This is a genomic window from Guptibacillus hwajinpoensis, from assembly GCF_001039475.1.
Classification (GTDB): Bacteria; Bacillota; Bacilli; order Bacillales; family Guptibacillaceae; genus Guptibacillus; species Guptibacillus hwajinpoensis.
Window position 1 is genome coordinate 120,663 of sequence record NZ_LELK01000015.1, and the last position, 23,383, is coordinate 144,045.

General features: G+C 39.5%; 24 protein-coding genes, 1 pseudogene and 1 riboswitch. Of the genes and pseudogenes, 15 read left to right on the forward strand and 10 right to left on the reverse strand.

The features are described 5' to 3' along the window. The first annotated feature begins 28 nt into the window (after positions 1-28). Together AB986_RS20610 and AB986_RS20615 are read left to right on the forward strand one after the other, a co-directional pair. A complete protein-coding gene (locus AB986_RS20610) occupies positions 29-1,354 on the forward strand; it encodes an aspartate aminotransferase family protein (protein ID WP_084006675.1) in 1,326 nt (441 codons plus the stop codon). Positions 1,355-1,741: 387 nt separating this feature from the next. Continuing rightward, positions 1,742-2,179 (forward strand): annotated as a pseudogene (locus AB986_RS20615) (AhpC/TSA family protein); the annotation flags it as partial. A 428-nt stretch (positions 2,180-2,607) separates the two neighbouring features. Here the strand turns inward: AB986_RS20615 and AB986_RS20625 are convergent. After that, positions 2,608-3,957, reverse strand: a complete 1,350-nt coding sequence (locus tag AB986_RS20625) for a copper amine oxidase (RefSeq protein ID WP_048313544.1) — start codon at positions 3,955-3,957, stop codon at positions 2,608-2,610. A gap of 322 nt (positions 3,958-4,279) precedes the next feature. On the opposite strand from AB986_RS20625, the gene helD reads away from it, so the two are divergent. Together helD and AB986_RS20635 are read left to right on the forward strand one after the other, a co-directional pair. Next, positions 4,280-6,397, forward strand: coding sequence for an RNA polymerase recycling motor HelD (helD, locus tag AB986_RS20630; protein ID WP_048313547.1), 2,118 nt, complete (start codon positions 4,280-4,282; stop codon positions 6,395-6,397). 132 nt (positions 6,398-6,529) lie between these two features. Continuing rightward, a riboswitch (cyclic di-GMP riboswitch) is annotated at positions 6,530-6,616 on the forward strand. Between the two features lie 42 nt (positions 6,617-6,658). Next, on the forward strand, positions 6,659-7,561 hold the full coding sequence (locus AB986_RS20635; RefSeq protein ID WP_053216282.1) for a hypothetical protein: 903 nt from the start codon (positions 6,659-6,661) through the stop codon (positions 7,559-7,561). Positions 7,562-7,619: 58 nt separating this feature from the next. On the opposite strand, the gene AB986_RS20640 is transcribed toward AB986_RS20635, so the two are convergent. After that, positions 7,620-7,811, reverse strand: a complete 192-nt coding sequence (locus AB986_RS20640) for a YwbE family protein (protein WP_048313548.1) — start codon at positions 7,809-7,811, stop codon at positions 7,620-7,622. Then, on the reverse strand, positions 7,789-7,968 hold the full coding sequence (ytzI, locus tag AB986_RS20645; protein WP_048313550.1) for a YtzI protein: 180 nt from the start codon (positions 7,966-7,968) through the stop codon (positions 7,789-7,791). Before ytzI ends, AB986_RS20640 begins: the two co-directional genes overlap by 23 nt. Positions 7,969-8,180: 212 nt before the next feature. Here ytzI and AB986_RS20650 point away from each other — a divergent pair, with 212 nt between their 5' ends. The 6 genes from AB986_RS20650 to AB986_RS20675 all read left to right on the forward strand — a co-directional run bounded on the left by AB986_RS20650 (position 8,181) and on the right by AB986_RS20675 (position 12,804). Continuing rightward, positions 8,181-8,522 carry a lmo0954 family membrane protein gene (locus AB986_RS20650; RefSeq protein WP_048313552.1) on the forward strand — a complete coding sequence of 114 codons (342 nt, stop codon included), beginning with the start codon at positions 8,181-8,183 and terminating at the stop codon, positions 8,520-8,522. 20 nt (positions 8,523-8,542) lie between these two features. Further along, complete coding sequence (locus AB986_RS20655; protein WP_321212268.1) at positions 8,543-9,190, forward strand: PspA/IM30 family protein; 648 nt, start codon at positions 8,543-8,545, stop codon at positions 9,188-9,190. Between the two features lie 101 nt (positions 9,191-9,291). Beyond that, positions 9,292-10,017 carry a cell wall-active antibiotics response protein LiaF gene (gene liaF, locus AB986_RS20660; RefSeq protein ID WP_048313556.1) on the forward strand — a complete coding sequence of 242 codons (726 nt, stop codon included), beginning with the start codon at positions 9,292-9,294 and terminating at the stop codon, positions 10,015-10,017. Then, a complete protein-coding gene (locus AB986_RS20665; protein WP_048313558.1) occupies positions 10,014-11,045 on the forward strand; it encodes a sensor histidine kinase in 1,032 nt (343 codons plus the stop codon). The genes liaF and AB986_RS20665 overlap by 4 nt, the downstream gene beginning before the upstream one ends. After that, positions 11,038-11,670 (forward strand): response regulator, encoded by a 633-nt coding sequence (locus tag AB986_RS20670; RefSeq protein ID WP_048313560.1) that lies wholly within the window; start codon positions 11,038-11,040, stop codon positions 11,668-11,670. Before AB986_RS20665 ends, AB986_RS20670 begins: the two co-directional genes overlap by 8 nt. 285 nt (positions 11,671-11,955) lie before the next feature. After that, positions 11,956-12,804, forward strand: a complete 849-nt coding sequence (locus tag AB986_RS20675) for a YitT family protein (RefSeq protein ID WP_048313562.1) — start codon at positions 11,956-11,958, stop codon at positions 12,802-12,804. 40 nt (positions 12,805-12,844) lie between these two features. Here the strand turns inward: AB986_RS20675 and AB986_RS20680 are convergent, their stop codons facing one another. After that, entirely contained in the window at positions 12,845-13,576 is a 732-nt protein-coding gene (locus AB986_RS20680; RefSeq protein ID WP_048313564.1) for a TspO/MBR family protein, read from the reverse strand. Positions 13,577-13,811: 235 nt separating this feature from the next. Further along, positions 13,812-14,843: an NADP-dependent oxidoreductase gene (locus tag AB986_RS20685; RefSeq protein WP_048313566.1), complete on the reverse strand. Its 1,032-nt coding sequence runs from the start codon at positions 14,841-14,843 to the stop codon at positions 13,812-13,814. A gap of 239 nt (positions 14,844-15,082) precedes the next feature. Here AB986_RS20685 and AB986_RS20690 point away from each other — a divergent pair, with 239 nt between their 5' ends. Further along, complete coding sequence (locus tag AB986_RS20690) at positions 15,083-15,790, forward strand: YqjF family protein (RefSeq protein ID WP_053216284.1); 708 nt, start codon at positions 15,083-15,085, stop codon at positions 15,788-15,790. Positions 15,791-15,823: 33 nt separating this feature from the next. On the opposite strand, the gene rarD is transcribed toward AB986_RS20690, so the two are convergent. Further along, positions 15,824-16,765 carry an EamA family transporter RarD gene (gene rarD / locus AB986_RS20695; RefSeq protein ID WP_048313568.1) on the reverse strand — a complete coding sequence of 314 codons (942 nt, stop codon included), beginning with the start codon at positions 16,763-16,765 and terminating at the stop codon, positions 15,824-15,826. A 123-nt stretch (positions 16,766-16,888) separates the two neighbouring features. Here rarD and AB986_RS20700 point away from each other — a divergent pair, with 123 nt between their 5' ends. Beyond that, positions 16,889-17,590, forward strand: coding sequence for a VCBS repeat-containing protein (locus AB986_RS20700; protein ID WP_201779300.1), 702 nt, complete (start codon positions 16,889-16,891; stop codon positions 17,588-17,590). Between the two features lie 39 nt (positions 17,591-17,629). On the opposite strand, the gene AB986_RS21940 is transcribed toward AB986_RS20700, so the two are convergent. After that, positions 17,630-17,755, reverse strand: a complete 126-nt coding sequence (locus AB986_RS21940; protein ID WP_084006676.1) for a DUF2639 domain-containing protein — start codon at positions 17,753-17,755, stop codon at positions 17,630-17,632. A gap of 396 nt (positions 17,756-18,151) precedes the next feature. Here AB986_RS21940 and AB986_RS20705 point away from each other — a divergent pair, with 396 nt between their 5' ends. The 3 genes from AB986_RS20705 (at position 18,152) to AB986_RS20715 (ending at position 21,330) form a co-directional block, all read left to right on the forward strand. After that, a complete protein-coding gene (locus AB986_RS20705) occupies positions 18,152-19,102 on the forward strand; it encodes an ATP-binding cassette domain-containing protein (protein ID WP_048313572.1) in 951 nt (316 codons plus the stop codon). A 4-nt stretch (positions 19,103-19,106) separates the two neighbouring features. Next, entirely contained in the window at positions 19,107-19,898 is a 792-nt protein-coding gene (locus tag AB986_RS20710) for an ABC transporter permease (RefSeq protein WP_048313573.1), read from the forward strand. Between the two features lie 121 nt (positions 19,899-20,019). Then, entirely contained in the window at positions 20,020-21,330 is a 1,311-nt protein-coding gene (locus tag AB986_RS20715; protein WP_269082714.1) for a lysine N(6)-hydroxylase/L-ornithine N(5)-oxygenase family protein, read from the forward strand. 57 nt (positions 21,331-21,387) lie between these two features. Here the strand turns inward: AB986_RS20715 and AB986_RS20720 are convergent, their stop codons facing one another. From AB986_RS20720 to AB986_RS20730, 3 genes are all read right to left on the reverse strand, one after another. After that, a complete protein-coding gene (locus AB986_RS20720) occupies positions 21,388-22,176 on the reverse strand; it encodes an STAS domain-containing protein (protein WP_048313575.1) in 789 nt (262 codons plus the stop codon). Between the two features lie 64 nt (positions 22,177-22,240). Further along, entirely contained in the window at positions 22,241-22,513 is a 273-nt protein-coding gene (locus AB986_RS20725) for an acylphosphatase (protein WP_048313576.1), read from the reverse strand. A 47-nt stretch (positions 22,514-22,560) separates the two neighbouring features. Next, the gene (locus AB986_RS20730; RefSeq protein ID WP_048313577.1) at positions 22,561-23,316 is read right to left on the reverse strand and encodes a YwaF family protein; all 756 of its coding nucleotides are present in this window, start codon (positions 23,314-23,316) and stop codon (positions 22,561-22,563) included. Between the last annotated feature and the right edge of the window lie 67 nt (positions 23,317-23,383).

A 23,383-nucleotide genomic window follows, 5' to 3' on the forward strand; every position in this document is an offset into this window, starting at 1 on the left:
AAGCACAATTTCAAAGGAGGATATCACATTGTCAACATCATTTGAACAAAGATACAACCGTATGTCAGACTATCTAGCACCAAGTATGGCGAAGGATCATCCTAATTTGCCGGTCGTAAAGGAAGAAGGTTGCTACTATTATGGCGCTGATGGAAAAACCTATCTCGATTTCACATCTGGTATTGCGGTAGCGAATACGGGACATCGCCATCCTAAGGTTGTACAAGCTATAAAGGATGGTGCTGATTCCTTAATGCATGGACCGTCCGGTGTCATTATGTATGATTCTATTCTTAAACTTGCTGAACGCTTACAGGGAATAATGCCTGAGAACCTTGATTGCTTTTTCTTTGCAAATAGCGGAACTGAGGCAATTGAAGGGGCTATGAAGCTTGCGAAGTATGTCACGAAGCGACCTTATGTTATTTCATTCACTGGCTGCTTCCATGGACGTTCTCTTGGAGCTCTAGGGGTTAGTACATCGAAAAGTAAGTATCGAAAGTTTCTTCAACCAAACGGACTAACTTATCAAATCCCTTATGCAGATGTCGCTGGTTGTCCTGAAGGTGAGAGCGTAGCAGATTATTGCGTGAACGAGCTTGAGAAAGATTTTGAACGACTTTTCGATCATCAAGTGACACCAGAAGAAGTAGCTTGTGTCATCTTAGAGCCTGTTCTAGGTGAAGGAGGATATCTCATTCCACCGAAGGAATGGCTACAAAAAGTAAGAGAAATTTGTGATCGTCACGGAATGCTACTGATCTTTGATGAAGTACAAACGGGCTTCGGACGCACGGGTGACTGGTTCGCGGCACAGACATTTGATGTAACTCCTGATATTATGGCGATTGCAAAAGGAATTGCTTCAGGAATGCCGTTAAGCGCGACTGTTGCTTCAAAAGAATTGATGAGCCAATGGCCAATGGGAACTCATGGTACAACATTTGGTGGCAATCCAATTGCCTGTTCAGCTGCGCTTGCTACTCTCGATGTAATTGAAGAGGAAAAGCTTCTAGCCAATTCTCGTGAAATGGGAGCTTATGCATTAGAAAAACTAGCCTTAATTAAGGAAAAGCACCACGTAATTGGTGATGTTCGTGGGGTAGGGCTTATGATCGGAATTGAAATTGTTGACCCACAAACAGGCGCACCTGATGGAAATGGCATGATGCGTATTTTGGATCTCGCTCTTGAAAAAGGTGTTCTATTCTACTTATGCGGGAAACATCAAGAAGTAATTCGCATGATCCCACCTCTTATTATAGAGAAGGAGCAGATTGATGAAGGCCTCCGTATTTTTGAGGAAGCGGTCATGGAATATGAACAAGAAAAAAAGGTTGTCCCTGTAGGTTAATACAGAAATCCCTCATCGGAATAGAAGCGATGAGGGATTTCTTGTTTATTGTATTCACACTGGACACAACGTTATTTCGAGTTTAACTATTAATTTCCGTGGAAATATTTCAAGAATCGACGAAATGATAATCCATTACAAAATTATTGCTAAACTCATAGAATACAATTGTTATCACTAGTAATGAAAAAAGTGTTAAATTAATAGTTAGAACAGGTTGAGTTGAGTCAATTGAGCTTTTTGTAGTTAGGAGAGGTTACTGGAATGGATAACTTAAACTATCAACTTGAAGTACCGCAAAGCGAAAATGTTACACTTGAGCAATTAATTAAGCAGAAAAAATCAATGGTTGTGTTTATTCGACATCTTGGTTGACCAGTTTGTAGAGCTTACCTTACGCAGTTGCGTAAGCGCGTGAATGAACTTGAACAAGAAGGGTTTCAGATTATTGCTATTGCCCCCTCTAATGCATCCTATATAAGTCAATTCAAAGAAGCATTTGGAGAGTTTCCATTTCTGATCGCTGGAGACCCTAAAAGAGAAGCTTATCGTGGGATGGGACACCATACGATGCCAAAGTGGAAATTGCTTGGACAGGCTGCAATTGGATTTGTAACGAGAAAATTGGATGGCTTTATTCCAAAAGAGCAGAAGAAAAAGGACTTTGTCCTGAAATCCATGAAAACTCAGGATGTATACATTCAAGGTGGAACGTGGATCTATGACGAGCGTGGAGTAATGATTTGGAATCATATCGATCAGTCTCCCGAGGATCATGCGAAAATCGATACGGTGTTAGATGTTCTAAAAAAGAACAAGGCATAACAAAAGCGCTTCTGATTCTATGTCAGAGGCGCTTTTTTTTTAATAGTAGGCTATGTTAATGAACAGTGTGTGATTTTTGGCTCATTCGAGTGAAACTGAGGTTTCACTCGAATGAGCCAAAAATCGAGAAATCAACAATATGAGCTAAAATATAGTAAAAAGGAGGAGAAGCTGGGGAAGCCTCTCCTTCTTAAAGATTTTTGTTTTATAAGAGCTTTGTTTAAAAAGCCAAAATTCAAGGTTGATTGGAGCGGAAGGTGCTCGACTCCTGCGGGACTAGCGGGACAGGTGAGACCCCACAGGCGCAATGTTTTCTGCGCCGAGGAGGCTCACCGCCCGCCCCGCGGAAAGCGAGCACCTGTAGCGCAAATCAATCACTACCCTAAATGCTACTATGTTTTCGAAAACAGTCTGTAAAGGTGGTAACCTTATTGATTAACTACTTTTCTACGGATGGCAAAGGCTGAACCTGCTACTGCAAGAGAACCAATTGTAATCCAAAGAGCTGTTAGATCAGATGATTGCTCACTTGCACCACCCATTCCTGTTTTAGGCATACCACCTGGCATGGACTCGCCTGAAAATTTATCAGGCATTTGTTTCACAATCGCTCCACCAAGAGATTCTCCTACACCAAACATGAATGCATAGCCTTCACGGAATTGGTCTGTTGATGCTTTATAATCTCCAGACATGTATGATTCAAATGATCCGACGACTTGTTTCTCATGAGTCATAAGTGCTTCTGTTGCAGCATCAGTTGGAAGATTCTCCTCTGTTGCTGTTCCAAGGAACGCTCCGAAGTTCTTAGGGAAAGTTTCCAAAAGCTGTTCTTTTGCCATGTTCATAGACTCTTCGTCTTTAGAAAGTGATGCAACAACTAGGTCAGCTTGTGCAGCAATATGATCTTCCTGCCAGATTTTTTCAAATTGACTAGCTGCTTCATCGCCATAAATAGAGCCAATAGCAGCTTTGAAGTCTGCAGTGTTTCTGTCTTCAGCCCAGTTCACAAAGTCATAGTCTTCAGATTGATCATATCCTTTTTCGAGACCTAATGAAGAAAGTGCAAAGTGTTCTGATGCAAGACTATTTAGTGTTGAGCGCAGTTCAGCAGCTGGTGTGTCTACTTTAGTGTTCTCGAATTTATCAGGCATTTGCATAACGATCGCATTAGAAAGTGCTTTACTGATTGCAAACATATGCTTATGACCTGCACGGAATGTTGTGTATGCTTGCTCGTAATTGCCTTCTGTATATTCATCAAATGTTGTTAGAACCTGATCTTCATGTAATTCTAAAGCTTCTTCCGCTGCTTCTTTAGGAAGGTTACCTTCAGTTGCAGTATCAAGGAACGTGGAGAATTCATCGACGAATTCTTCTACTTCCATTTCAGCTTCTTTACGAAGCTCATCGTTATCTTCTTTTGCAGCCTGTACGAAATCTGAAGAGTAGTCATTATGACCTCTGAAAATATCCTCGAATTGCTGTGCTGCTTCTTCTCCGTAAACTGAAGCGATAGCTGGCGTCATGTCAGCGGCATTTTGATCAAGTGCTTCCGTTACTTCTTCTGCATCTTCAGCTCCATCGTATGATTTTGTCATAGAGGTAACTGCTAGGACAAAGTGCTCTGATAAAAGCTGATCAAGTGTGGCTCGTAAATCTGCAGCTGGTGTATTTACTGTTGGTTCTGCATCTGCAGCTCCTGCTACGGATGGGAATAAAAGAGTAAGACCTAATGCTGGAACCATTAATTTTTTAAATACTTTTTTTAATTTCATGTTCCTGTTCACGCTCCTTATTTTAGTAACCGTCATTTTTGAGTACAATCAGCTAACGATCGGGACGTAGAGTTGGATCATTTTTAGTAGGAACTTTTTTTGAAAGGCTATTTTCTTAGGGGTTGTTATTATTAGAGTAGTGGTCAATTTCCGCTCCAGGTGCTAAATGTGGTTTTATACAAAAGTCTTATTAAAGCAAAAAATATTTACGAAATTATTGTTTGAAGTTTCTAAAAACTTTTTGGAGATTAACTGCATTCTATGGTAGGATTAATAGTCCGTCTCACTATTAGAGGCGAATCTCATAAGGAGGTAACTGATCTTGGACCATAAGACTCAAAGTGCCTATCGGAAAGAGAAGCAGCAACTCGAGAAAATCGCTGCAGAGATTACCAAACAGCAAAAGAATCTAGCAAACTATCCACGTTATTCAGGCAACAATGTAACTGAACAAGTCTTGGAAAGCATTCGGGAAGAAAACCGAACGTCGCTCGCAATTGCAGCGAAAGAACCTTATTTCGCAAGAATGGACTTTCAAGAAGTTGATAAAGAATCACGCTCCTATTACATAGGTAAGGTAGGGGTTGCGCATGAGGATTCACAGGATTCATTGGTAGTGGATTGGCGCGCGCCTGTTGCAAGCATGTTCTATGCGTTTACCGGAGGGGAAGAGGATGTATATTATATTTCACCTGACGGATTAATTGATGGAAATATCGAATTGAAACGGAATATTGTTATTCGAAATCAGGAGCTTCAGCGAGTAGTAGACACGTATGTTGAAGGTAGCGAAGACTTAAGCGGATCAGATGAGTTCCTTCTATATCGTCTAAGTGAAAACAAAGATAATCGACTCCGTGATATCGTTTCAACGATACAAGCGAAGCAAAATGATATTATCCGAGCAGAACGTACCAAGCCCCTCATTATACAGGGAGCTGCAGGAAGTGGTAAAACAACAGTTGCCCTTCACAGACTTGCGTATCTTCTATATGAATATCGGGATACAATCCAAGCTGGTCGAATGGTTATTTTTGCACCAAATCGCATGTTCCTGGATTATATTTCAGGCGTCTTACCTGAACTTGGTGTAGGTGGGATTCAACAATCTACTTTTACAGACTGGACGTTAAGTATGATTGAAGAGAAAGTAGAGCTTAATGCTTCCGGTGATGATTTACAAAAATGGTTTGGTAAGAAGCGACCAGAAATCGAAAAAGCTGAAGGCAGAATAAAAGGGTCATTAGCTTTTAAAAAGTGGATAGACAGCTCGCTTGAGGCGTACAATGCAGCTGTTGGTCCCAAAGGCTCGTTCACACCATTTGAAGATCGTACGTTGTCTGAAGAGAAGGTTCAGCAGTGGTTATCAGATCTGGCCGCTTATCCGGTGGGGCTAAAGCGTGAAATGATGGTGAACCGATTTAGAGTGTGGATAAAGGAAGAGATTAAGTATATGAAGACTGTCTATGGAAGTCATGTTCAGAAGGAATATCGAAAGTTAGCGAATGAGAAGCTAAAAGAATATTTTAAAACGTGGCCAAAACAAACAGCTCTTTCTTTCTACAAATCATTATTTCAAACCAATACACCTTCTTATATTTCTGCTACAGAAAGAGATCAAGTTTTGAATGGATGGCTAATAAAGGAAACAGCAGGTCGACTCAAGAAAAAACAGCTAACGCCTGATGACCTAGCCCCGCTTCTTTATATCCAGTTTAAATTGAATGGTATTAATAAAGACGATGTGTTTCAGCATATCGTAATTGATGAAGCGCAAGACTTTTCACCGTTTCAGATTGCATTATTAATAGAAGTGAATCGAAGTCGTTCATTCACCATTTTAGGGGACCTTGCTCAGGGGATTCACTCCTACAAAGGGATTCACAGCTGGGAAGAGTTTCGACAGCTCTTCAATGGAAAGGATCTCTACATTGAGCTTGAACAAAGCTATCGTTCGACGCTAGAGATTATTGAATACGCTAACGAAGTGATTTCTCATGCTAATATTCCTGTACAACCTGCAGTACCCGTTTTCAGAAGTGGTGAGCGTGTTATACAGCAGAATGTAAAGAAAGACGGTCAGGTAACTAAATTGTTATCAACCGCAAATGAAATGAGTAAACGTGGCATGAATACCATTGCAATTGTTGGCCGGAGTGAAGAGGAGTGTCATGCATTATTCGAAGAAGTGAGCAAGCAAGATAAAGAAGCAAATCTCATTACAGCTCAGGATCGTTCTTACGCAGGAGGGTTATCGATTGTTCCAATCTATCTAACAAAAGGATTGGAATTCGATGGTGTTATCATTGCAGATGCTTGCAAGGAGAATTACCGCAAGGATGCAGAGGATGCTAAGTTGTTATATGTTGGTTGTACTAGAGCACTGCATGAGTTGAAAATCTTTTATGTAGGAGAGCCTTCACAGTTACTACCAAATTAAATAAACGTTTGTTTAAATATTTTTGAAGTAAAAAGGTGATAGGACTATTTAAGGGGGTCTGACCCCAGTTTGACCCCGTCCTTTCCACTCAACATCCAATCTACTAAAGCCGATAATATAGGTATTACAATAAAACTGAAAAGGCAAACCTGTTGAAAAGCAGGGACGCAAAGTTATGGGCCTGTCCGCACGAATGCGAATGGCTGCCAGACTGCCAGGCTACCTTTTGAGCGCTGGGTTCAGAAAAAAGGAGAGCTACATGTGAAGAAGTTAACTGTTGCTGTTGGGATTCTCTTTTTTGTACTGACGTTCTTTATGGGGGCGATTGATTTGTCTGAAGGGAAGGCTGAGGCAATGGAAGCAAATAGAAGTCTCGCCACGTGGCTTTGGGATACAAAACAGATTGAGACAAAGCCTAATGAAATTATTCAATTCCTAGAGGAAAAACAGGCGACGGATGTTTACTTGCAAATTAATCGTTCAATCGCTAATTCGTCCTATCATACATTCATTGAGAATGCTTGGTCGAAAGGGATCAATGTACATGCGTTAGACGGTGCGCCAAACTGGGCAACAAGTAAAGGTGAAATCTATCAAGATCGATTATTTACTTGGCTTGAAGAGTATCAAATGGATGCTAAAGTGGCTCAACAGTTTAGAGGAGTTCACCTCGATATAGAGCCATACCTTCACTCAGGTTGGACGAACAATTACCAGCGGACAATAGCTTTTTACCAGGATCGACTTTCTGACGGAAAAGAGCGAACTAATCTTCTAGGACTCACGTTTGGCGTTGATACCCCTTTCTGGTTTGATGAACAATCATATAATAACAAGTACGGAATAGGAAAGCTTTCTGAATGGGTTATTCAAAAAGCGGACCACACAACTCTCATGGCTTATCGTGATCATGCAGATGGTGAAAATGGCATTATTAAGCTAGTAGAAAACGAAATAATGTTTGCTGAGCAAAACGGCAAAAAAGTATCGATAGCTGTGGAAACAGGTCAAACTTCAGAAGCGACTTATCTGTCCTTTTACGAAGAAGGCTCGGCTATTATGGATCAAGAGCTTCTTAAAGTAAGTGCAGCATATGGAACTTCACCAGCAATGAGTGGTTACGGTATTCATTACGTTGATAGTTGGATGGAATTAAAACCTTAACTAATTAAAATCCCGCATGGCTCTAGAGCCATGCGGGATTTATGTGTAAGATAAGGCATTATAAAATCGTTTTAACACGACCAACCTGTCCATCTTCTAGGCGTACTTTAATGCCATGGGGATGTGTGGGAGATTTTGTTAATACGTCTTTGACAATCCCTTTAGTTGTTTTTCCTGTACGCTGATCTTGTTTCAAGACAATTTCAACGGTCTTACCTGGCGTAATATTACTTCGATTCTGTCCGTTCATTCGTTCCCTCTTCCTCTGCCCATTCGTTTTGATCCTGTCCTGGCAACGGATCGACAGTGTGTTTTACACTATATCCTTTTGATACAGCAAGTCCAAAAGCAGCGGCAATGACAATCGTCATAATGACTACGACAATGACCATAATTGTAATAACCATTCCCGGGGCCCCTCTCCGTGATGTCTAACTTCACTTTACCATGATTGAGAACGTTAAGATAGCCGATGCTTTAGTCATGCTAGTTTAACACTTCTAAATAAATTGATACCTGTCTTTTATAAGCCTCTAGTCGTATACAAAAATATAGCTCTAGTTCATTATGCATTGCTCCAGAAGTAGCTAGAATGAAGGTAAGAAAGGAGGCGATCACGTTGAAAAAGATTGGATTGGTGATGATCGGAATAATTGCTGCCGTCATTCTACTCTCGAATTTAGGTTCATTATTAGGCATGATCCTAAGCGTGGGTGTGCTATACCTAGCAATTAAGAAATTTATTAAAGCAGATGCAACAACAGGGAAAGTGATTTGGGGATTGATTGGTTTTATTGGTTTAAGTACCGCAGTAGCCAACATGCCAGCGATTCTTGGTATTCTCGCCATCTATATTTTGTATGTCGTGTATAGAAAGTGGAATGAATTAGGTGAAAAAAAGGATGACAATGATCCTTTCCCACATTTTGAGAAACAATGGGATGAATTAAAAAAGAGCTAATCAATTCTAAAGGAGTGTGTATGATGACTAGTTTAATCAATCGGATTAAAACGTCAATTGAAGCAGATTTCCACAGTATTCTTGACCAAAAAGAAGAGAAAAATCCGATCGCGCATCTAAATCATTATGTGCGGCAATGTGAACAAGAAGTAGAGAAAGCAGGCAAACTTATTGAGCGACAGTCAATGCTTAAAAGAGAGTTTGAGCGTGAGCTTCATAAAGCAAGAATGAATGTAGAGAAGCGGGCGAGACAAGCGGATCTAGCGAAAGTAGCAGGTGAAGAGGAATTGTATGAATATGCTAAGCAAGATCAATTACAGTATGAGGAGAGAGCTGATTGGTTATCTCAATCCATGGATGAGGCAAGTAAAGAGCTTACAAGACTTGAGCAAAAATATGAGAAAATGAAACATAAGCTGAAAGACCTTACCATCAAGCGAATGGAACTAATGGGCAAGGAAAATAGTCTCAGGGCGCATCATAAAATGGATGTTGTCCTTAATCAAAGTCAACTAGATGAGTCGTTTAATCGTTTTGACGAGACACAAAATTATATTGAGAAACTCGAGAATAAAATGAATCGTCAGTTTCATATGTCGACTAATGATGCTAAGTTATTATCACTTGAAAAAAATGCAAAACGACATGAAAGCGACTCAAATTCTTAACGATTTAATGGTATTCTAAAAGAGAGTGCGATTCCTTTTATATCCATTAAATGATAAAGCTAAGCATTCAAGATTATAAACACAAGGACGGAGGGACTTCTATGTGGAAAGGGAGAAATATTGACACCGTGAATGGACTTCTCTTAATCGGAGTCATTCTTGTATTACTAGAAGTATCCTTAAATGGAGGCCTTCTGTTCTTATTAATTATGTCAGCCGCCTTTGTTTATTTTGGGCGTAAACGTCTACCAAGAACAACAGGAAAAGTATTTATTGGGATAGGATTGTTCTTTTCTATAACAACAATTATGAATATGGTTGTTGTAAAGTTTTTTCTACTCGTGCTTCTCGTGTACCTGGGCTTTCAATTCTATCAATCTAAACAAAAGCCGAAGAAAATTAGACCTGTTATTGAAAAGCCTCAGCACGCGAATGAAAATCTCTTCAAGCAACAACCAATTCTACAAAACAAGTGGATAGGACGTCAAAAAACCCATGATCATGTTTACGAATGGAATGATGTGAACATCCAGGCGGGTTTTGGCGAAACAATTATCGATTTAAGTTATACGGTTCTCCCAAAAGGAGAGTCGTTAATCATGATTAGAAGCTTCGTAGGTAAGGTGCAGGTTCTCATTCCTTATGAGCTTGAGGTGAGTATCCAACATTCTGTAATGATCGGTTCAGCTTCTTTATTTGACCATGATGAGGAAAGTGCTCTAAACCAGGTCCTATCTTACAAAACGAATGGATATGATGAAGCGTCAGAGAAAGTAAAGCTTGTAACGTCAATTTTTGCAGGTGATTTAGAGGTGAAGCGCGTATGAGTTTAATACAACGTCATATTGTATTTGGTGCATCCCTCTCACTTTTTCTCCTTCTTTTTTTTACAGTTGCCTATTTATCCGTTTTTCCGCCTGCTTCCTTATCGTTGTTAATGGAAAAAAAGTTAATGGATTTGCCTTTTGCATTAATTCTGCCAATTCTATCGTTGATGATTGGAGTAGCTGCAGGGGGATTCTCAGGGGTTTATTCTAGTAAAGAGCTTCAGCAAATTGCAGATACGCTTGAAGAATTAGATAAAGGCAGAACGATACATATGAGTGAGAGTAAAAGCGTAGTTGGTGTTTTCGATCAAATTAGGAAACTACAGAATCGAATGAACGAACAGACAAGATTAGCGCAAAAACTGGCGAATGAGAAAGCCGAAGATCATGAAAAACGTGTGCAGAAAGTAGTTTCTGAAGAGCGTAATCGATTGGCGCGGGAGTTACACGATTCAGTTAGTCAGCAGCTGTTTGCGGCTTCTATGTTAATGAGTACTATAACGGAAACACTTGATGAGGCAGATAAAAATGAAACAAAACATCTCAGAATGGTCGAAGAGACAATTCACCAATCTCAGCTAGAAATGCGTGCGCTTCTTCTACACCTTAGACCAGCCGCGCTAAAAGGTAAGCCTTTAGAAGAAGGGATGAAAGACCTTCTAAACGAATTATCTCAGAAGGTGCCGATTGAAGTGCAATGGAAGATAGAATCCATTGCGCTGGATAAAGGTGTTGAAGACCACTTATTTCGCATTCTCCAGGAATCAGTTTCAAATACATTAAGGCATGCGAAAGCAACTAAACTTGATGTTCTACTTATTTATAGAGAGGGACGAATCATTCTCCGTATTGTTGATAATGGTGTTGGTTTTAAAATGGCAGACCATAAAGTAGCATCTTATGGGCTACAGAATATGAATGAACGAGCAATTGAAATTGGAGGTACCCTTAAACTAATAAGTCTTCCGCAAAAAGGAACAAGATTAGAAGTGAGTGTACCACTTGTTGGGGGTGAACGGCATGATTGAAGTATTGTTTGTCGATGATCATGAAATGGTAAGGATCGGAGTTTCCTCGTATTTATCGGCTCAGCCTGATATTAACGTTGTAGCAGAAGCGGATAATGGTAGTGAAGGTGCAGAACTTGCCCTATCCCTTCGTCCGGATATCATCTTAATGGACCTCGTGATGGGAGAGATGGATGGAGTCGAAGCGACGAAGGTGATTATTGAACAATGGCCAGAAGCAAAAATAATTATTGTAACTAGTTTTCTTGATGATGAGAAAGTGTATCCGGCACTTGAAGCGGGCGCGACAAGTTATATGCTAAAAACATCAAAAGCAGTTGAAATCGCGAATGCGATTCGCAAAACGTTTCATGGTGAGTCCGTTCTTGAGCCAGAAGTAACTGGCAAAATGATGACACGCATGCGCCATCGCTCAAAGACATTACCACATGAAGAACTAACTGATCGAGAAACCGAGATCCTCATGCTGATGGCTCAGGGTAAAACGAACCAGACTATTGCTGATGAGTTGTTTATTGCTCTTAAAACAGTGAAAGTTCATGTAAGTAATATTCTTGGGAAGCTTGAAGTCCACGATCGCACCCAGGCAGTTATCTATGCGTTTAAAAATAATCTCATAAAATAAACAGGATAGAAAAGAAGCAAAACAGTAGCTGTTATTGCTTTTTTTTTTGCCCTAATTTCTTATGTCAGTTTTTTCTTAAGATATGGGTATAGTAAGCGAAAATTCCGAAAATTCTTGTATATCCTTGTCGAAATAGGACGAAAGTATAGGTATTATATACTATTTCCGACTTGTAACCGCTTCATAATAAAATCTTATGTTTAGACTGTTTACAAAGCTTCAAATCCCTATTATAATCCCGATTGTGCTAATGAAACGAAAACAAAACAACGGGAGGGATAATAGATGCTTCATCACATCAAAACTTATCTGCTAATTACTTTGGGGGCGCTCGGTGTTGCTACCCATGTTCATTTTTTCTTATCTCCTAATAGCCTTGCGACGGGGGGAGTCAGTGGTTTGTCGATCTTGATGAACCATCTAGTCCCAGATTTTTCCGTCGGTATGTTTATGATTATTTTGAACGCAGTGCTTTTGTTAGTTGGAATTCTGTTTCTCGGTCCTAAATTCGGTGTTAAAACCATATATGCAAGTTTTGCTCTATCACTTGCTGTTTGGGCGTTTGAACGATTTATCCCTGTAACTGAACCATTTAGTCAGGATATTCTAATTCAACTGATTATCGGACAGTGTATTGCTGCTGCTGGTATGGGGCTTGTCTTTCATCAGAAAGCTTCAACAGGAGGTACTGATATTATTGCGATGATTTTAAATAAATACTTCTCAATGGAAGTTGGGAAAGCTGTTCTTATTTCGGATATTTCAATTGCGTTATTCTCTGTTGCTCTATTCGGACCAGAAATCGGTATGTATGCGATCTTCGGCGTTATTCTTAATGGGTTAGTGATTGATTATACTCTTCAGACTTTCGAGGCGAAGAAAGAAATCGTCATTATTAGTAAAGAAAGCGAAATGATTCGTGCATTTATCGTAGAGGAAATTGGCAAAGGTGCAACGATTCATACCGCACGTGGTGCCTTTACTTCAGATGAAAAAGAAGTGATTACAACAATCCTTGGTAGAAAAGATCTTCTCAAATTGAAAAAGCATGTTGGTGCGGTTGACCAAAAAGCCTTTATTACTGTTCACAGTATGAAAGAAATTCTTGGACAGGATTTTAAGTCACTCGCATAACTAGAAATAAGCCCCTTTACAATTCGTAAAGGGGCTTTTCTTATGACTTTCTTGACTTAAAAGTGTAGACAATCGTAATGATGAAAATAAAGGCTGCAAGTGTGAAAGAGGAGTAAACGACGAGTGGCACATCTGCATTTTGGTTTTTGATTCCTATACCAACGAAAGCCCACACAAATACTAGTGGATACACCCAATCATTCTCATTCTTTAGAAAGACAAGTGCTAGGATTGTTGCGACAAGTAACAGAAGAACTGTCCAGATTGAATCTGAAATGCCGAACCCATCCCAATTTACATAGGTAAGGTAGTAGCTAATATTTGCGATAGTAGCTACACTAATCCAGCCGAGGTAAACAGAGAAGGGAAGAAGATCAAGAAATGATGCACCTGCTGTTTTTACGCTAACATAAAGACGGATCAGTGTAATGAGTAATAAAAGCATTACAATGACTGATAGGCCAAAGAATTCATAATGCCACATGAAAATCCAGAGCGTATTTAATAGTGAGCTTAATACAAATAGTCCACTCGTTTCTTGGTAGATCGGTAATTTTCGACGACTGGCTGGGAATTGGCGAATGACCCATATTCCAAGAAGGATATAAATAAGTCCCCAAATACTAAAAACGTAACCGGCAGGTGTGAAGAGAACGTTAAGCTTATTTGAAATCTCACCGGTCGTTTGGCCGTTTAAAGGTAAGCTGTTGGCAAGACCGTTTACTGTTACAACAAGTAGATATGCTGCAAGATTAATAAGAAATTTGCCCATTCGAATCCTCCTCTTCAAAAAATGATTCTTTGTAGATGGTACTATAAAGCTTCAGCATCCTGAAGCGGAAATCAAACGCTATACAGGAAAAGTAAGAATGTCTATGAAAAGAGCTTTTAGAAATTTGCTACAGTACATACTATTCCTTCTTTAAGAGTGGCATAACCTCTTATTTATATGCGTTAACACATAGTCATAAAAAATACCCACTCCATAATGGAGCGGGTATTTACTATTAACGATTTGGAAGCGTTGCGTATTCTGGATCTGCTACTTTAACAAGCTGTTTCCCAACATTAGTCCCCTCGAAAAGGCCAAGGAATGCATCAGGAACATTTTCGAATCCTTCTACAATCGTTTCTTCGTATTTCAATTTACCTTCTTGCAGCCATTTACCTAGTTGCTCAGCGCCTTCATTGAAACGATCGGAGTAATCATTTACAACGAAGCCTTTCATAAGTGCGCTAGATTGAATCAGTTTCGTTTGAACGCGAGGGCCAAGGTCAGCTTCTTTGTTATTATATGAAGATATAGCACCACAAACAGGAATACGTGCAAATTTATTTAGTAAGCTAATGGCTGCATCACCAATTTCTCCACCAACGTTTTCATAATACACGTCAATACCATTTGGGCAAGCATCTTTTAGAGCTTTGTAGACATCCTGTGTTTTGTAATTAATTCCTTCGTCAAACCCAAGCTCATTTTTAATATAGTCGATTTTGTCATCTGAACCAGCTATTCCTACTACACGGCAACCTTTGATCTTAGCAATCTGACCGACTACCGAACCGACAGCACCAGCAGCACCTGAAACAACTACTGTTTCTCCTTCTTTCGGCTGACCAATATCGAGTAGTCCGAAGTATGCAGTCTGTCCAGGCATTCCAAGAATACCAAGATGTGTAGTAATAGGTGCTACGTTTGGATCGATCTTACGAAGGTGTTTCTCATTAGCTACAGTATACTCTTCCCAGCTAAGATGACCGATTACAATATCACCCTGGTTAAATTGTGACGATTTTGATTCAGTTACTTCTGCTACAACTCCACCGTTAAGTGGCTCGTTAATTTGAAAAGGTGCTACATATGACTTGGCATCTCTCATACGTCCTCTCATGTACGGATCAACAGTAAGGTATAACGTCTTGAGAAGCACCTCACCGTCTTTGGGGGTTGGCATATCCGCTTCAACGAAGTTAAAGTTCTCCATTGATGGCATACCTTCTGGTCGTTTTGCTAGATGAATCTGTCTTTGCTTAGTCATTCCTTATCCCTCCAATTATGATTGAATGTTCATTCACTTCATATCTAAGATGATTTCTCTATTAAACGGTACCATAATTTAATAAAGGTGATCAAAGTTTTAGCCTTTTTGATTTTTGATTTAGATTAGGTGATAGATAAAGGTAAGAGAAGGTAGTCATCACACATTTGTTAAGTCTTTACCATTGAACAGAATGTATGTGTTTGGATATGCTAACGATAGAAATGGAGGGATCCAATATGGAAAGCAGTAAAGGGAAGGGCTGGATAATGAAGCAAACGTGGGATGATCTTTTGTTCCTTCATTGGCCTGTTGATGCTGCGTGGCTACAATCACTTCTTCCTTCTGAGCTTGAAGTAGATACGTTTGATGGGCTTGCCTGGATTGGTATTGTTCCATTTGAGATGAACCGAATTAGATTTAGAGGGTTTCCGGCTGTGCCATTTGCTTCTCGTTTGTTAGAACTTAATGTTCGTACGTACGTCAGATATGGTGATAAGCAGGGTGTATACTTTTTTAGTCTTGATGCAAGTTATATGCCAGGAGTGTTTATCGCAAGGAAGGCTTTCCACCTTCCATATTTTAAAGCAGATATGGTTAAAAGAAAGAAAAGCCAACAGGTGGACTTTAGCTCGTCTCGAACTCATAAGGGTGTTAGGGAAGCAACGTACCATATTAAGTATCAACCTACTTCTGAACCATATGAAGCGAAGAAGGGAGATCTTGATTTCTGGTTAACTGAACGAGATCGATTGTTTATCGTTCGAAACGGAAGCGTACTTCAAGGTAAAATTCACCATGATAAATGGCCCCTTCAACATGCCAAAACTGATGTTCTTCTTGATACGTTATCGGATCATTATGGCTATAAAGAGGATCAGGTCATCACTCACTTTTCAGAATCTGTTACTACTTATTTGTGGCCCTTTGAAAAAGTGACTAAATAGAAAAACCCACATCAGAATGTGGGTTTTTCTTCATTAAGATAACGAATGCTTTTCTTGAAAAACTCGAGGCTCCATGCGGCGGAATAATCTTGTGCGAGAAAGGGTGAAGATTAGTAGAGCTGCCCAGATTAACACAAAGCTAATAAAGTGAGCTGAGGTAAATGTCTCCTCATACAAAAACACTCCCTGAATCAACATAAGTGTTGGGGCAATGTATTGTAGAAAACCAATCATAGAAAGAGAGATTCGGTTAGCCCCAGTCGCAAAAAGCAATAACGGTACGGCTGTTACAATACCAGCACCAAGTAGAAGGGCAAGAATCATAGTGTTTTCAACGTAGAGTGCATCACCTATGTTATGACGGACGCTCATAAGGTAAATTAATGCAAAAGGAGTAATGAACAATGTTTCAATGGTAAGCCCAGTTAGTGCACCAAGTTTGGCCTTCTTTTTCAACAAACCATAAATACCAAAGCTTAGGGCGAGAACTAATGATACCCATGGTATTTCACCGAAGCGAAAGACCAGATTTAGCACACCTACTGCCGCAAGTCCGAATGAGATCATTTGCCAGAAGGACAGACGTTCTTTCAAGAATAGAATTCCAAGTAGAACGCTAATTAGCGGGTTAATATAATAACCGAGGCTCGTTTGTATAACATGATCATGATTGACTGCCCATATAAAAGCGTACCAATTGATTGTAATAAACAGTGATGCGAATATAATTGCTGTGAGCTTCTTTGGTTTTCGTAGTATTAAAATGAGTTCTTTTTGAAAAGATGATAGTTTTCCTAGCACGAGAAGAATAACAATCATAAAAACGAAAGACCAGATAATTCGATGAGCGAGCACTTCTTCAGATGGTACAGTGGCAACTAGTTTCCAATAAAGAGGGAGAATTCCCCACAGAAAGTAAGCACCCGCTCCTGCTACAATCCCGATTGTGTGATCTTGATCAATTCCCGCCTTCATAGGCAATCCCTCGTTTCAGTAAGTTTCACTTTTATTAGTTTAGCTTCCTTTCCATTTCATTACAACGATAATGGGCTGAGGTTTAAGACATAGACTAGTAATGAGATAGTGAGGAGGATGCAGATGAATCGAAACGATCGAATCATATTGGATCAAAAAGTAGGCGATGTGACGGGTAATGGTGTTCCTGATATCGTTGTTCTGACCGGTACAAAGCCATATGGGAGTGATACACCGTTCGTGGATCAGGTCGTGTTAATGATAAAAAATGGTGCTACTGGAGTAGAATCATCTTTTGCTTTGCCAGGAAGTAGTGGATACAATCCCACACTATATCTAGGGGATTTTACTGGGAATAAAGTGAACGAAATCCTTGTGCGTTCTGACTCTGGTGGTAGTGGTGGAATTACGTATGACTTCTTATACTCTTACTTTAATCAATCGCTTACATTATTATTTGATCAGGAAAGTTTCTATAATGCCTTTTCGTACGGTGTTAAGTATCTAAATGATTATCAAGCTAAAGTAGAAAATAAAACCTTACAGAAAACTTATATTGTGAGTCTTCTATATAAAGGTGAGGAGTATCTTTCGGAAGTTTACAATGAAGATGGCACATTAAAAGTACCAGTTCAGGGTGATGTGTTACCACCAGGAGGGGTGTATCCAATTGATTTGCAAAGAGATGGAGTTAATGAATTACTGATTTATCAGAGGGTGATCGGGAGATACAATGCGGATGGGCTGGGCTTTCTTTCAACACCTATCCAGTGGAAAGAAAACCGTTTTGTCCCTATGTATCAAACGCTTTGTATTTTCGGATAGTAACTATGTATAAGGGGGATCGCTCCCCCTGGAATTCTTTTATTGCTTTTCAAGAAGAGCTGCAAGTACGTGTTTCTTAAACTTCTCAGTCTTGCGTCCTTCAATATAACGTACATCGTGTTTCTTAAGCTGTTCAACGTACCAGCCTTTGCTTGCGTAATGCATCGAACCATCCTTTCTCTAATGAAAATTCTATAAGGAGTATTCTATAACCTTAACCGTGAACCATGTTAACATCTATCCCATAGTTGTGAAAAGGGGAAAAGGGAAATTCAATAGTAAGAATTTTCGTTTGTAAAATATGAGCCAAAATCAAGAAATCAACAATATGAGCTAACATAGCCTATAAGAAAGAAAATTGAATTTCGTACCAGAATATCGGGATAAAATAGAGAGCAAAATAAAAGATTCGAAACTTAAACCCTTTATCAGTTGATAAGGGGTTTCTTTTTATACAACTGGCACACCCTGTTAAAGGATAAACTGAAATGAAAGAGAATGTAAGTAACGTGTGGGTGTAATGTACCATCGTCACGCAATACTTCCAATGGAGGTTAGAAAATGGATGGATCGATTTTAGTTCATGACCTTGTGAAAACATATAAAGGCGATGTAAAAGCTGTACAGGGAGTGAGTTTTGAGGTGGGTGAAGGGGAGTTCTTCGCTTTTCTTGGTCCAAATGGTGCTGGTAAATCGACAACAGTACAAATTCTAACGACTCTAGTAAAGCCAACGTCCGGAACAATTCAAATCGGCGGAGTAAATGTAAGTGAGCAACCTGAAAATGTTAGATGGAATATTGGAGTTGCATTGCAAGAGACCGGCATCGATCCTGTTTTAAAAGGAAGAGAATTAATTGAAATGCAGGCAAGGCTATTTGGTTTCACCAAGAAAGAGGCAAAAGAGAGAGCTGCTGAGTTACTAACATTAGTGGATTTAAACGATGCAGCCGATCGACCGTGTGGTAAATATTCTGGTGGGATGAGGCGTCGTCTTGATCTCGCTTTAACATTAGTTCATAAGCCGAAAATTCTTTTTCTCGATGAACCTACTACTGGACTAGATCCTTCTAATCGAAAAGCAATTTGGAAAGAAATTAAGCGGTTAAATAAAGAAGAAGGAACGACTATTTTTCTCACGACGCAATACCTTGAAGAAGCCGATCAACTGGCGGATCGAATAAGCATTATTAACGAGGGCAAAATTGTTGCTTCTGGAAGTGCAGAAGAACTGAAAAGGACGCTCGGGTTTGATGCAATCCAGCTTGTCTTTCATGAGCCAGAAGAGGCAGAACGAGCAAGTGAGGTATTGCGTGATATAGGCGAGAACATGGAACGATCGAGAGAAGAAGTGACAGTCTATACTGAAAATGGAACTCAGATTCTTTCTGAACTTGTTCGGATGCTCGATGAACATCATCTTATACCGAAAACGTTAAACGTAATGCCCCCTTCGCTTGATGACGTATTTATTAATGTTACGAATGAACAAAAGGAAAAGGAGAGGGCGTGAGCGTATGAATGAACAGAAAAAAGGATCATTCTTTGTTGATACTATGGTTTATACAAAGAGAAGCATCGTTACCATTATTCGAAACCCGCTCATCTTTATTCCCAATTTAATCATTAGTCTTTTCTTTTTATTCGTCTATGAGGGCGGATTAAGCGGAATATCGCAACTACCAGCATTTGAAGGCGCTAATTATCTTGCTTTTATCCTTCCTGTATCGATTGTTTCAGCTGCAATTGGAGGAGCTGGTGGGGCTGGACAAGCGCTCGTAAAGGATCTAGAAAATGGGTATTTCTCAAGGCTTTTGTTAACCCCGTCCTCAAGGCTTGCGATCGTTCTAGGTCCAATTATTGCTGGAATGCTTCAACTTCTTATTCAAACGATATTAATTCTAGTCATTGCCTATTTTCTTGGTCTTGAGGTAGCTGCTGGATTCGGTGGAGTGATTGTCGTACTCTTATTAACGTTAGGATGGGGACTTGCATTTGCGGGGTATTCGGTTGGGGTAGCACTGCGGACAAAAAATGCACAGTCTGCACAGGCGGGCACATTTGTTTTCTTCCCGCTTATCTTTTTAAGTACCACATTTGTTCCGTACGAATTGATTGAAGCAGGGTGGCTTAAAATAGCGGCAACAATTAATCCAACAACCTATTTATTTGAGGCAATGCGTTCTGTTTTTATTGATGGATGGGATGCATGGCCACTTGTAAGAGGGTTTCTAGTCATTGCCTTGTTATGCGCTATAACAATTACTTTCTCAGCTGAAAGTGCTCAGAAAGCAGTAAGCTCTGATTAAGTATCTTAAATGTGCGATATGGCTTTAAAAGTACCAGCTTTAGGGTAAACCAAGATATGCAGTAGTGCTAGTTGAATTTAATGACGCTATTTAATAGAGCATGGAATGGAGAACGAAGGACGTGAACACTTTGAAATATGATAAACTATATGATCTTGTTGGAATTGGTATAGGACCATTTAATTTGGGGATGGCAGCACTTGCAGACCAAACAGAGGTTGATGCCATCTATTTCGATCAAAAGGAAGAGTTTAGTTGGCACCCAGGCATGTTAATTGATGGAGCAGATCTGCAGGTGCCATTCTTAGCAGACCTTGTAACAATTGCAGACCCTAAAAGTCCATATACTTTTCTTAATTATTTGCATGAACATAATCGACTGTATCAGTTTTATTTTTTCAATAAATTAGATATACCTAGAAAAGAATACAATGCTTACACACGATGGGTCGCTTCTAAACTTTCTAATTGTCACTTCGGTAAGAAGGTAATCGATGTGATCTATCAAGATGAAGGAAGTTATTACGAGGTATCCATAGAAGATATGCAATCATCTGAAACACAAGTGATTAAATCGAAGCATGTAGTGCTCGGAACGGGAAGCGTACCAAACATTCCGGAAGGGTTCGAAGGTTATCCTAATGAAGACGTTCTTCATACGAATCATTATCTCTATCGTGAGAAAGAGCTAAAGAAAGCTGCTTCTGTAACAGTGGTTGGATCAGGTCAGAGTGCTGCTGAGGTATTTTATGACTTTCTAAACGATCAAGATCGTTACGGTTATAGCTTGCAATGGCTAACGCGATCTACAGGTTTCTTCCAGCTTGAACAAGCTAAGCTGGGGCAAGAAGTTTTCTCACCTGATTATGTCAGCTATTTTAATAACCTTCCTTATGAAGAGAGAATGAATGCACTAGAAACTCTGGGTACGCTTCGAAAAGGAGTAGATCCTTCAACTCTGAAAAATATCTATCATTTGCTTTACCATCGTTCTACTGAAGAACAGCCTGATGTCACAATTCAACCTTTGACAGAAGTGAATGGGATTGAAAAAAAGGGAAAGAGCTATGTATTGGATTGTAGACAATGGCAAGAGGATCATGCGTTTACAGTAGACACAGATAAGGTTGTGCTTGCGACCGGTTATAAGCCACATTTTCCGGAATGGTTCAACCGAATCGGCGATGAGATTGAATGGGAAGATGAGAAGCATTTTAAAGTAGAAATGGATCAACAGCTTGTCTTCAAAGATGGACGCGATAATCATGTGTTTACCCTTACTAATCTTGACCACTCACACGGTACAGGTGCAACAAACCTTGCGCTGTCAGTTGAGAGAAACAAACGTGTGTTAAACCGAGTGGCGGGGAAAGAGTTATTCTCCATTAATACAAATACAGTCTTTCAACAGTTTTCTAGTAAAGGAATGTAGTGTTCGTTGTTCCAATAAGACAGAAAAAGAGCTGACACAAATGTGTCAGCTCTTTTTCTATTCATCTACTTTAACAAGAGAGTATCCCTCGAGATTTACCACGTGATTTATGCCCTGACGAAATGTAGCAAAGGTTGGAATAGTTGGGTCAAGGTTAATATGAATAAACCACTGAACAATTCGCTTTGTAATGCCTACGTAGACAACAGTTACACCCATTAAACGTAGTGATTTAGTCATTGTTTCACACAGTTTATGTGCGGAACTTTGCCCCATTTCCGTTAATCCAGAGAAATCCATTAGTACGTAATCAGTGCTATTTGCAGCACAGTAATTTAAGACACTTTCGATAAGCTTTTCAGAGCGATCATCGTTCATTGTACCAATAAGGGGAATAAGAATAGCATTATCAATTACAGTCGGAATAATCGCAGTTGATAATTCGTTGACAAGCTTCTTATTTTCTTCGAATTCTTTCTGCTCTTCAGTTACATCGCGCCAGACAAGCAAGTAGCCTATTTTATTTCCACTTTCACCGTAGTACTCCGAAATAACGATGTTTGCTACAAATCGATCAAATAAAGTAATGGTGCTTTCATGAGGTAACCTGTGTTGTAAAAGATTTCTTTGATGAGAAGGATCCGTATGGAAATTGTCTATGCTTCTTCCGATAAGTTCAGACGGCTCTCCCATATCGAGGTAAGTCATCATTGATTGAAGTAAAGCTTCAGCTGGTTCATTGAACCATACGATATTATAGCTTAGGTCACACACAAAAATATTATCGCCAAGACTATTCAGAACTCTAGTCGTCTCAGCATGCGAGAAGAATGTTGTTTCTGTCAAATTACTACCTCCGAGCTTTATATCCATATCCTTGTATTATAGACTATATACTCGGCAAATTCTATTAATAACGTATAGAAAAAGAACGCTCATTATCTTGGACTTCTTTTGCTTGTGTATTGATTTCTTCAACTGATGAATAAGGACTTCCTTCCTGTATCTTAGAAATAAACCTTTTCAATGTAGACTCTTCTCCTTGAGCTTCAATTTCAACAGATCCATCCATATGATTCATAACATAACCACTCAGTTCAAATTGAGCTGCTTTCTGCTGGGTAAATGCTCTAAATCCTACCCCTTGAACTTTACCTTTTACAATTAACTGATAGCGTTTCATTATACCCATCCTTTCAGTCAGTGATAGTTATGTCATATCCTAATTGTTTAGCTGTTAAACTGTGTTGTACCAGAGTGATCGTTAGAAGTATTAGTCCATTTCGTAAATATGAATGGTAAATAGAGTAGATGAAATGCAAGAATGGCGATCCCTTCAAGAGAGAGTAAATAGATGGGCCATGGACCAAGGTAGGTTAACAATGTGTTGCTAAGCGGCTTAGCCATTAAATACATGTAATTTGCATCAAGGAACAGATTTAACATGAAAATGAGAATGACGAAAAGGTTTAAACTAAGAAAGGTTTTCCAAATTGATAGATAGGTAGGCTTATATTTTTCGACCATAATCATATAAAATGCTGCTACTATAATGCCTCCATGAGCTATAAAGAAGTGAAAGAATCGAAAATGAGGATAACCGTACACACCTAAATCAGGTGTGATCATAGCAAGGAGTGCACTTGCAGATCCAACGAAGTACGTTATTTCAAAAAGAAAGAACCGTCTTGTTAGTAGCAGGAATACCGCGAGAAAAAGGGAAATGCTGCTAAGTTGAAGTGGTAGTGTTGTTGTAACATCCCATTTCTGGTGATAAATAAACCAAAGATGAAAGCTATATTCAGTTAGTACCAACACTAGTGCAATACATATTCGCACAACAAAGCTAGTCACAGGGTGCCTTAATCGATTTTTAAAGATGCCCATTGTAATCAACACGAGCATTAGTATACAGAGAGTAAAAAGATGTGGTGTGGAGAATAGTTTGAAAGCATGACTGGTGGACGAAGAGAAGATATACATCATTGGCACGACCTCTATTCAGAGCAAAGTAGTAGTATTTTAAATGACTAAAAGTTAAAAGTGGAAGATT

What these genes read in the sequence shown, in the direction of transcription:
- ytzI (WP_048313550.1), bottom strand. Translation starts at nt 7,968, where the DNA reads ATGGTTATTACAATTATGGTCATTGTCGTAGTCATTATGACGATTGTC.
- AB986_RS20675 (WP_048313562.1), top strand. Translation starts at nt 11,956, where the DNA reads ATGCTTCATCACATCAAAACTTATCTGCTAATTACTTTGGGGGCGCTC.
- AB986_RS20680 (WP_048313564.1), bottom strand. Translation starts at nt 13,576, where the DNA reads ATGGGCAAATTTCTTATTAATCTTGCAGCATATCTACTTGTTGTAACA.
- AB986_RS20685 (WP_048313566.1), bottom strand. Translation starts at nt 14,843, where the DNA reads ATGACTAAGCAAAGACAGATTCATCTAGCAAAACGACCAGAAGGTATG.
- AB986_RS20655 (WP_321212268.1), top strand. Translation starts at nt 8,543, where the DNA reads ATGATGACTAGTTTAATCAATCGGATTAAAACGTCAATTGAAGCAGAT.
- AB986_RS20730 (WP_048313577.1), bottom strand. Translation starts at nt 23,316, where the DNA reads ATGATGTATATCTTCTCTTCGTCCACCAGTCATGCTTTCAAACTATTC.
- AB986_RS20670 (WP_048313560.1), top strand. Translation starts at nt 11,038, where the DNA reads ATGATTGAAGTATTGTTTGTCGATGATCATGAAATGGTAAGGATCGGA.
- AB986_RS20710 (WP_048313573.1), top strand. Translation starts at nt 19,107, where the DNA reads ATGAATGAACAGAAAAAAGGATCATTCTTTGTTGATACTATGGTTTAT.
- AB986_RS20700 (WP_201779300.1), top strand. Translation starts at nt 16,889, where the DNA reads ATGAATCGAAACGATCGAATCATATTGGATCAAAAAGTAGGCGATGTG.
- liaF (WP_048313556.1), top strand. Translation starts at nt 9,292, where the DNA reads ATGTGGAAAGGGAGAAATATTGACACCGTGAATGGACTTCTCTTAATC.
- AB986_RS20625 (WP_048313544.1), bottom strand. Translation starts at nt 3,957, where the DNA reads ATGAAATTAAAAAAAGTATTTAAAAAATTAATGGTTCCAGCATTAGGT.
- AB986_RS21940 (WP_084006676.1), bottom strand. Translation starts at nt 17,755, where the DNA reads ATGCATTACGCAAGCAAAGGCTGGTACGTTGAACAGCTTAAGAAACAC.
- rarD (WP_048313568.1), bottom strand. Translation starts at nt 16,765, where the DNA reads ATGAAGGCGGGAATTGATCAAGATCACACAATCGGGATTGTAGCAGGA.
- AB986_RS20690 (WP_053216284.1), top strand. Translation starts at nt 15,083, where the DNA reads ATGGAAAGCAGTAAAGGGAAGGGCTGGATAATGAAGCAAACGTGGGAT.
- AB986_RS20665 (WP_048313558.1), top strand. Translation starts at nt 10,014, where the DNA reads ATGAGTTTAATACAACGTCATATTGTATTTGGTGCATCCCTCTCACTT.
- AB986_RS20725 (WP_048313576.1), bottom strand. Translation starts at nt 22,513, where the DNA reads ATGAAACGCTATCAGTTAATTGTAAAAGGTAAAGTTCAAGGGGTAGGA.
- AB986_RS20705 (WP_048313572.1), top strand. Translation starts at nt 18,152, where the DNA reads ATGGATGGATCGATTTTAGTTCATGACCTTGTGAAAACATATAAAGGC.
- AB986_RS20640 (WP_048313548.1), bottom strand. Translation starts at nt 7,811, where the DNA reads ATGAACGGACAGAATCGAAGTAATATTACGCCAGGTAAGACCGTTGAA.